Consider the following 8,663-nt stretch of genomic DNA (forward strand, 5'->3'; position numbering starts at 1 on the left):
ACATTATCAACCAACAACTAAAATAAAGATGCTTATCAAAAATATAGAACAAAGAATCAAGATCAACAAGGTCATTTCTTTATCCACCATTGCTTTTGCTGTTTTCATTGTCATTGCCGGATTTTTCTTTGCATACAGAATGATCGAGGATTCCAGAAAATCAATTTACATTTTAGACAATGGCGTTCCGGTTCTTGCCAAGCAGACTGATGTCCTGCTGAACCGACCTGTTGAATATAAAGCTCAAATTGAATTATTCCACAGATTGTTTTTCACACTCGCTCCCGATGATACCTATATCAAGGATAATATTCAAAAGTCATTGTATCTTATTGATGACAGCGGAAAAAAGGAATATACGAACCTAAGGGAAAAAGGATTTTACAATCAAATAATAGCTTCCAGTTCGATGGTCAGTATCCATACCGATTCGATTACGCTTAGTATGGAACAAAAGAAATTTAGCTTTTTCGGTAAGCAGATGATCACAAGAAAATCTTCTGTCATTACGAGGAAGCTCATCACCGAAGGTTTCTTTGAAGACATCATCAGAAGTCCCAATAATCCTCACGGTGTGATTCTTAAAAACTGGCGAATCATCAATAACGAGGAACTGTCCAATCAAAATAAAAATTCTTACTAAAATGGAAACTACATTAAAACAAAAGGGTCAGAAATGGCTGCAGTGGGCAGTTCAAAATCCAAAGAAATTCTTCACGTATTCAATGATTCTACTGTCGGTTTCATTTATAGGGTCTCTAATTCAAGGTATCTTTTTCCCTTCCGAAACAGCATTTAAAATAAGACCTCCGGTTCTCTATTCTAAAAATAAGTCGAGTCAAAATCTATCTGTCAACAATGATAAAGAGATGGAAAAAATAGTACAAGAACTGAAAACTTTAAAAGTGAAAAGAGACAAAAACGCACTGAAAAAAGAAGACAGTTTACGAATTGACTACTTGTTCAACCAATACCAAAAATTAAAAAATGGACATTAAAAAAATAAATTTTAAAGAAAAAAAATATGTTCTGCCTCTTTTGGCTCTGCCATTTCTTTTTCTTTTCGGCTACGTAGGAGCACAGTTTCTCAAAGAAGATACTTCTGAAAAAAATAAACCAAAAGAATTGTCACTATCACTCGGCGATACGCAAGATTCCATTATGACCAAAAATGATGCGTATGATGCTTTTTTCAAAAAAGAGGATAACAGAACGATGCTTGGTGGTTTGGATAAAGAAGAAGATAGTTTATTGAACTATGATGACCAATTGTCACTGGACCAAAAAAGAAAAATTGATTCCTTAAAAGCAGAAAACGGAAGACAAAACAGATACCAGACGAAAGAAAATCAATCCTCGTATTACAAACCAAATCAATCACAAAGGGATGACAAAGATTACAACAGGTCTTCTGAGATTATAAAAATGCTGAATGACAAATCTTACGGAAAGCCAGAAAAAGATTATGCTTTAGAAAATCCGAAAACCAATACTCAAACTACCCAACCAGACCCTGTAAAATATCTGAAAGAACAAATGCTTGTGATGGATTCTTTAGAAAAGTCCCGTGATCCTGAGTACCAAAACAAACTTGCTGCAGAACAGAAACTCAAATCAAATAAGGATAAGATGGATGATTTTCTCAATTCAACTTTCAATGTGAGCAAATCCGGAATCAACAGTGGTTTCAATGCTTTCTATAAAGAGAAGGAAAATAGTTTTATCAAGGCGGTCATTGACGAAAATAACAAAGGGTTTTTAGGAAGCAGGATCAGGTTCCGCTTGTTGGAAGACATCTTTGTTGGAAACAAAAAAATAACAAAAGGTTCCATTTTATATGGTCAGATCTCAGGATTTTCAATGCAACGAGTTAATCTCAATATTGTTTCGGTCTTTACTAATGGAGAAATCTATCCGGTCAATCTATCTATTTATGATGTTGACGGTATGAAAGGATTGTACGTTCCACAAAGTGTTTTCAGAGATATGATGCGGGAAATGGGAAGTAACTCTGTACAAGGCACTCAGATGGATATGGGCGGAAAAGGATTCTTCTCAAGTATTGGATCCAGCCTGTTTACATCAACATCCAAATCTATTGCCAACCTGATCAAAGAGAACAAAGCAAAATTGAAGTACAATTCTTATGTCTTTCTCATCGACGAAAAACAATTGAAAGATTCACAAAACCAAAAAAAATAAAACAATGAAAACTTTATTATACACGCTTTTAATTTTCGTAGCAAACTTACTCACTGCACAAACAGCAACCAAAGAGCAAATTATTTCCGACTTACCGGAAATTGAAATTACTGAAGGAATCAACCTGCATATTATTTCGCCGGAGCCCATTCAGTATGTGGATCTGTCAACAGAAAAACTGACTGGAGATCTTCCAACTACCAATATTGCCAGAATAAAAATCACAGACCATCCTGATTCTGACGAGAAAGGAAAAATCAAAACACCATCTGTTTTTTTTAATGGTAAGAAAATCGGAGTGATAACCGTTGTTGCTCAATCTTTCATCGCACAGTATAAAGCTGTTTACAGAAACCAGGACAACCTCAATACGATTACCAATATCCATATTCAACCCGAAGCGATGCAACCTATAGAGTTTGATAAAATGGTTTTCTCAAATCTTGAATTGCGAAAATTTGCGATGGATATTATTCAAAAAAAATCTGAGAAAAATCCAATTAGAGAAGAGAAAAATTTAAAACTCAGCTTTCAACTCAATAATGTATATGTGATAAGCGATTACATCTTTTTGGATATGACTATCAAAAACAATTCTAATCTGAGCTATGATATTGAGGATTTGAAATTTTCGTTAGAAGACAAAAAAATCCACAAAGCAACAAACAACCAAAGTGTAGATCTGACGCCCATTTTACAACTCAATCCTCAAAAGCACTTTAGGAAAAATTTTAGAAACGTTTATGTTTTCAAAAAATTTACCTATCCAAACAGTAAGGTAATGATGATTCGCCTCATTGAAGAGCAACTCTCCGGACGTACCATAGAAATGAAGGTCAATTATTCTGAAATTCTTAAAGCCGATACCTTTTAATTTAATGATTTATACAATGGAAAATTTTTCAATTACACTATGCTTCGCGCTCTTGCTATTAATATTTACCTACCATTCTATTTTGATAATCATTTTTTCTAAAAAACGAAAATTACTCATAAATGACTATGAAAAGCTATTAAACCTTAAAGATTGGTATGAGAAAATATCTGAAGAAGCAAGCCGCTCATACATTATTGAGAGAGTCGAAAAAAGAGGAAATGAGCTAATTAATCAATTGAATCTGTTGAATTCCAATCTTATTGCAATAACAAGAAAAGCAAAAAAAATTGCAGGAACAGCAACAAAAGCTACACAGTAACCTATTAGAAGAACACAAATTACTGAATCAATACTTCGAAAATTATTCTTAATGCAAGAACAACAACATCAAATCAAGATCTATGGCTTTCTACAAAAAGCTGTCTATGCAGTCGTTGCATTAGATTGTGCTTCGCTTTTTTACCTTAATGCTGATGTTCGGGTATTATCAAACTTGTTAAAAAATTTTTCAAAGCTGAGTTTTATTTACCCGCCCATCAATGCCAAATTTGCAACATTAATTTTGATTGGATTAGTAGCTGTAGGAACAAAAGCCAAGAAAAAGAAAGACCTTAATATTAGTAAAGAAATTATCGCTCCTATGATTTTCGGACTGCTGATGATTTTCTCTTCGCTGATATGGCAAAATGAGGCAGGAAATGCAACACTTCCAAAAGTATTTCCCGGCTTCAATCTCTATCAGGTAATTTATGCTGTTCTTTCTTTTTTGGGAGCCGTTATCCTTCAAATGGGTGCAGACAGTATTTCAAAACTGATGCAGCAGAAAATGGGAAAAGACCGATGGAATGTAGAGGAAGAATCCTTCGATCAAAACCAGGAGTTAGTGAACACTGACACATCGATCAACATTCCTTACATCTTCAGATATAACAATAAGACATATAAAGGGTATATTAATATTGATCCTTTTAGAGGAACAATGGTCATCGGAACACCGGGTTCAGGGAAGTCGTTCGGTGTCATCAATCCTGCCATAAGACAAATGATCGCAAAAGGTTTCTGTCTCTGCATCTATGATTTTAAGTTCCCGGATTTAGCCCAAATTGCTTATTATCATTATCTATTAAAGAAACAAAAAGATCCCAATTACAAACATCAATTTTATGTTATCAATCTGAATGAAGTTGAAAAATCAAAACGAGTTAACCCGTTTCATAAAAAGTACATCCAAACTTTGGCAGAAGCCCAGGAAATGGCAGAATCGATGGTTTCATCTTTACAGAAATGAGGTTCCAGTTCCGGAGGTGGTTCTGAAGCTTTCTTTACCCAATCTGCGATAAATTTCCTTTCGTCCTGCATTTATTTTTTTGCAACATTCGAAAATGGAAAATATTCTGATTTACCTCATATTCTTTCCTTTATGAATAGAAGCTATAAAGAAATTTTCGATACTCTTTTTACCAATGAAGAAATTTTCTCTTTGCTGTCACCTTTCAAGACGGCCTATGACAACAAAGCATTTGACCAATTGGAAGGCCAAATCGGAACACTCAAAATTTTCCTTTCAAGATTGGCAACAAAAGAAAGTTTTTGGGTGTTTTCAGGAGATGAAGTAGAATTGAAGATAACCGACAGAGATAATCCTTCTATTATTATTCTGGCATCAGACCCGGGAACACAGGATATTAATTCTGCATTGTATTCTTCGGTATTAAACAGGACTTTAAGATTGATCAATTCCAAACACAATTTACCGGGAGGAATTATCGCAGACGAATTTCCGACGATTTATATTCATAAAATTGATAACATCGTAGCAACTGCAAGGAGCAATAGGGTTGCAGTTTTATTAGGGCTTCAGGAACTACCACAACTTCGACAATTTTATAAAAAAGAAGTAGCAGATACCATTTCTGCAATTGTTGGAAATATTCTTTCCGGTTCCGCCAGAGACAAAAATACGCTCGATTGGCTGGAAAAACTATTCGGAAAAATAAAACAGAAGTCATACTCACAATCTATTTCCCAGCAAGGAACGACCACCAGTATCAATGAAAAAATGGACAATATGATTCCTGCCGGAAAAATTGCGGCTCTGAAAACAGGAGAAATGGTTGGAATGATCGCACAGGGAGAAGAAAACGCTGCTGAGGAATATAAAACGTCTGCAATTAGGGGTAAAATAAATTTGGATATGAAAGCCATTCAAGAAGAAGAAAAACACTATGTGAAAATGCCCTCTTATTATTCTTTTGTAGATAAAAAAGGAGTTAACCGCAAAGAAGAAGTGTTGATGACCAACTTTAGAAAGATCAACAAAGAAGTGGAACTCATTGTGAATGAAAATATTAAAGCTGCATAAAATGAAAAAACTAAAATACACATTTACCTTGATGGCGCTGTTTTACAGTTGTTTATCATCTGCGCAATTTAATACGATTACACCAACAATACCGAAAAAATCTGAAAATCCAAAGCTATCCGAAAAATCTAATATTGAAGATCCAGTAAAACAAAAGAATGCTAAGAAATCTTGGAAGCAAGTTTTAAATATCACCACAAAATCAGATTTAAAAAATGAAACCAAAGGTTCGACGAAGTGGTTAACGAGTCAAATTGATTCTTTGAAAATGTTGATTAAAGAATCTAGCAGTGTAAATGAAGTACGAAAAAATGAGTTTGAAAAACTGAAAGATTCCTTGGTGCTGCAATCACTGAATAGAGTAGAAGAGGCACAGCAAACATCAAAAAAACAAAACTTTTCTACAACGTATGATTTCGTAGATGAGCCGGCGGCATCTTTTTCAAAAATTGTGATGCCCCTTAAAAACAAAATTACAGTTACATCTTCTTACGGGACAAGAACGCATCCTATTTTCAGAACAAAAAAAACGCACAACGGTATCGACTTAAAAGCCAGTTATGAAAATGTTTATTCCGTTTTGGACGGAATTGTTACTGCAACAGGTTGGGATTCTAAAGGCGGTGGAAATTACATTAAAGTAAAACATTTTAACCGTTTCGAAACCTCGTACCTACATCTCTCAGAAATATATTATCGAGTTGGAGAAAAAGTAAAAGCGGGATTCATCATTGGAAAAAGTGGGAATACCGGAAACTCTACGGGACCACATCTGCATTTTTCGGTGAAAGAATTTGGACAGAGCATCAATCCTTCTCATTTCTTAAATGACCTCATAAAAGTAAACAATTTAATAGCAAACCATTATGAACACTAATACTTTACCAACAGACGAACTAAAGAAATATGGAATTATTAATGAAGATAATTCTTATTCAAAAAAACTAAATGCGGATGATATTCAGAAGTTTCTACAAGGATATACCATCGTTGCGGATAACGACAAAAGCAGAGCAACTTTTCAACTGACTGATAATAATACCAAACTGAAGGTCATCCATTTAGAACGAGACAAAAACCTACCGGAAATACTTAAAAACAGTAAGGACAGAGTTGAATATACCGATATTCAAAAGGTCTCTAACAATCTGTTGCCGGAATTTTCGACGCTTGAAAAAAAAGCTTTCATTTTCGACAAAGAAACCAATAAGGTAGTAGAATTCGATTTCATTAAAAATGCAAGAGAATTGACCGCAATTATTGCCGACAAAAAGAATACCGAAGAACTTAACCGTTACATAGCAGAACTTCTAAAACTTAAATCTTTTCTGCAAGATAAAATTGTTCAGTTCCCAGAAATGGCAAAAAAAATTACGAATGATTTGAATATTGTGTCCAAAGAATTCAATACGGTTGCTGGAATTTCTGAAAAGCAAAATCACTCTCAAAAACAGGAAAAATCAAACGTACAACTAAATGTGAATGACCCCGATGTTTATCAGGACGCCAATCGAATGAGAGAAGAGGAAAGCCAAGATCAGGACGAGGAAATTCAAAAATCGAGAGGATTCAGAAGATAAATTAAGAACCTGGAAAAATGGAAGATGAACTAAACTGGATGGATAGGAATATAACTCCAAGAACAGGAGCCTATAAAAATTTTGTAAAAGAAATGGAAAGTATGTCGCCTGAACAGTTTTTTCGGGACGGAGAGCGGAGGTTTACTGATAAAGAGAAAAAGTTTATGGTAATTCACCAATCTAAGGGAAGAGCAGTTATCATAGGTTCAAATTTCACATTGAAAACAATTTTTCATTCAAATCCCGATCTCGTTACTAAGGATACATTTAACAATCCTGCTGAATTAGTCAGATTTATTGAAAAGCAACAACTAGCCAATAAACATTTGATTTTGCAAAATAACAGGGAGTCTACTGAAATCACTGTAAGTAGCGAGTCAAAAAAGCAGAAATTTCTTTCTGATCTCTGGGCTCAGGAATTGGAAAAAAAAACTGATTTAAGTTCCGGATTGACCTATACACAAATTGATGAAAAGCAAGCTCATCATTATCGAAATTATGAAGTTGAAGCTGCAAAGATATCATTAGAAGGGATTCATCAAATTGAAATGACTGATCTGGAAGAAAATGCAGACTTTTTTTCAGATGAAGGCTTTGAAGAAAATTTAATCCCTGCATCTGACCTTCCGGACGGCTGGACCTGGAACGATTACGATGATGGAAGTGGCTCGCTGAAGAGTCCAAGCGGTCATAGGTATTACAGCTATGATCTGCAAACTCAGGAATATACACTACCGTACGGTCGGCGAGAATGGACAGGTATGAGAGATTTTTATAATGAACCACAAACTTTGCACGACTTTAAAATATATGCGGAAGGAGACATAAAGGAAAAAGCAGTCAAAAATAATCTTTATCCGAAACTTTCCGAAGAGGAAAAAAATGATATTCTCAATTACAGGATCTTTATGAAAGAAAACGAATTCATACTGGAGAACTTGCAGATCACAGCGAACCAAAGAAAAGCTTATTCAGAAAAAATGGAATTCGGAACAACAGATGGAGATTATTCTCTTACAAAGGCACAAATGGACACAATCCCAAATGTTATTGATGGTCATACGTTGTCAAAAAATGACAAATACGAATTGGCTTTCGACCTATTGGAAAAACAGCTATATGGGGAATCCTACGAATTATTGGATAGCGGCGAAATTCTAAAAAATTATCTCGATGAAAATGTTTTTTCAAGACACAGAATATTAACAATGAATGATATAAAGTTTAACAATCAAAACCCAAACATTATGGAAACACAAAAAGAACATGAACCATCTCAGTATCCGAAACTTCAATTAAAATATCTTGGTTTCGGAGAAGGAGAACAACTGCACAAAGATTTAGAAAACGGAATTAATGCTCCTGAAAAGGAGTTTGAAATTAAGACCACTTCGGAAAAAACCATGCCCGGAAATGAAGTTGAATTTACATTAAAATTTAATAAAATCGAAAATGGGAGCGTTTTTATGAATTTTTACAATGCTAAACTCAAGAAAGAAAATGGAGACATTTTATCCCATAATTTCCCGGTTAACAGAGTAAATAACCTGAGTTCGGGATAAGAATAGAAATAAGATTTGTGTAAAATAGCAATAATTCGTATATTTAAGTATCTAACATTCAAATATTTAAACGAATTACT

At 34.4% G+C, this 8,663-nt stretch carries 8 protein-coding genes and 1 pseudogene; all 9 read left to right on the forward strand.

What is annotated here, in order from left to right:
* Positions 1-28: 28 nt before the first annotated feature.
* The 9 genes and pseudogenes from traK (at position 29) to DRF58_RS17325 (ending at position 8,583) form a co-directional block, all read left to right on the forward strand.
* Positions 29-643, forward strand: coding sequence for a conjugative transposon protein TraK (gene traK, locus DRF58_RS17285; protein ID WP_034975926.1), 615 nt, complete (start codon positions 29-31; stop codon positions 641-643).
* A 1-nt stretch (position 644) separates the two neighbouring features.
* A complete protein-coding gene (locus tag DRF58_RS17290; RefSeq protein WP_028123304.1) occupies positions 645-998 on the forward strand; it encodes a hypothetical protein in 354 nt (117 codons plus the stop codon).
* Positions 994-2,202 carry a conjugative transposon protein TraM gene (gene traM, locus DRF58_RS17295; RefSeq protein WP_116037161.1) on the forward strand — a complete coding sequence of 403 codons (1,209 nt, stop codon included), beginning with the start codon at positions 994-996 and terminating at the stop codon, positions 2,200-2,202. Before DRF58_RS17290 ends, traM begins: the two co-directional genes overlap by 5 nt.
* Positions 2,203-2,206: 4 nt before the next feature.
* Positions 2,207-3,076 carry a DUF4138 domain-containing protein gene (locus tag DRF58_RS17300; RefSeq protein WP_076395287.1) on the forward strand — a complete coding sequence of 290 codons (870 nt, stop codon included), beginning with the start codon at positions 2,207-2,209 and terminating at the stop codon, positions 3,074-3,076.
* Between the two features lie 16 nt (positions 3,077-3,092).
* Complete coding sequence (locus tag DRF58_RS17305) at positions 3,093-3,398, forward strand: hypothetical protein (protein WP_123902444.1); 306 nt, start codon at positions 3,093-3,095, stop codon at positions 3,396-3,398.
* A 51-nt stretch (positions 3,399-3,449) separates the two neighbouring features.
* A pseudogene (locus DRF58_RS17310) lies at positions 3,450-5,441 on the forward strand (type IV secretion system DNA-binding domain-containing protein).
* 1 nt (position 5,442) lies between these two features.
* Positions 5,443-6,318: a M23 family metallopeptidase gene (locus DRF58_RS17315; RefSeq protein WP_076395298.1), complete on the forward strand. Its 876-nt coding sequence runs from the start codon at positions 5,443-5,445 to the stop codon at positions 6,316-6,318.
* Positions 6,308-7,021 carry a hypothetical protein gene (locus DRF58_RS17320; protein WP_116037158.1) on the forward strand — a complete coding sequence of 238 codons (714 nt, stop codon included), beginning with the start codon at positions 6,308-6,310 and terminating at the stop codon, positions 7,019-7,021. Before DRF58_RS17315 ends, DRF58_RS17320 begins: the two co-directional genes overlap by 11 nt.
* 17 nt (positions 7,022-7,038) lie before the next feature.
* Positions 7,039-8,583 (forward strand): hypothetical protein, encoded by a 1,545-nt coding sequence (locus DRF58_RS17325; protein ID WP_116037159.1) that lies wholly within the window; start codon positions 7,039-7,041, stop codon positions 8,581-8,583.
* Positions 8,584-8,663: the final 80 nt, after the last annotated feature.

This window comes from Epilithonimonas hispanica (assembly GCF_003385395.1).
Classification (GTDB): Bacteria; Bacteroidota; Bacteroidia; order Flavobacteriales; family Weeksellaceae; genus Epilithonimonas; species Epilithonimonas hispanica.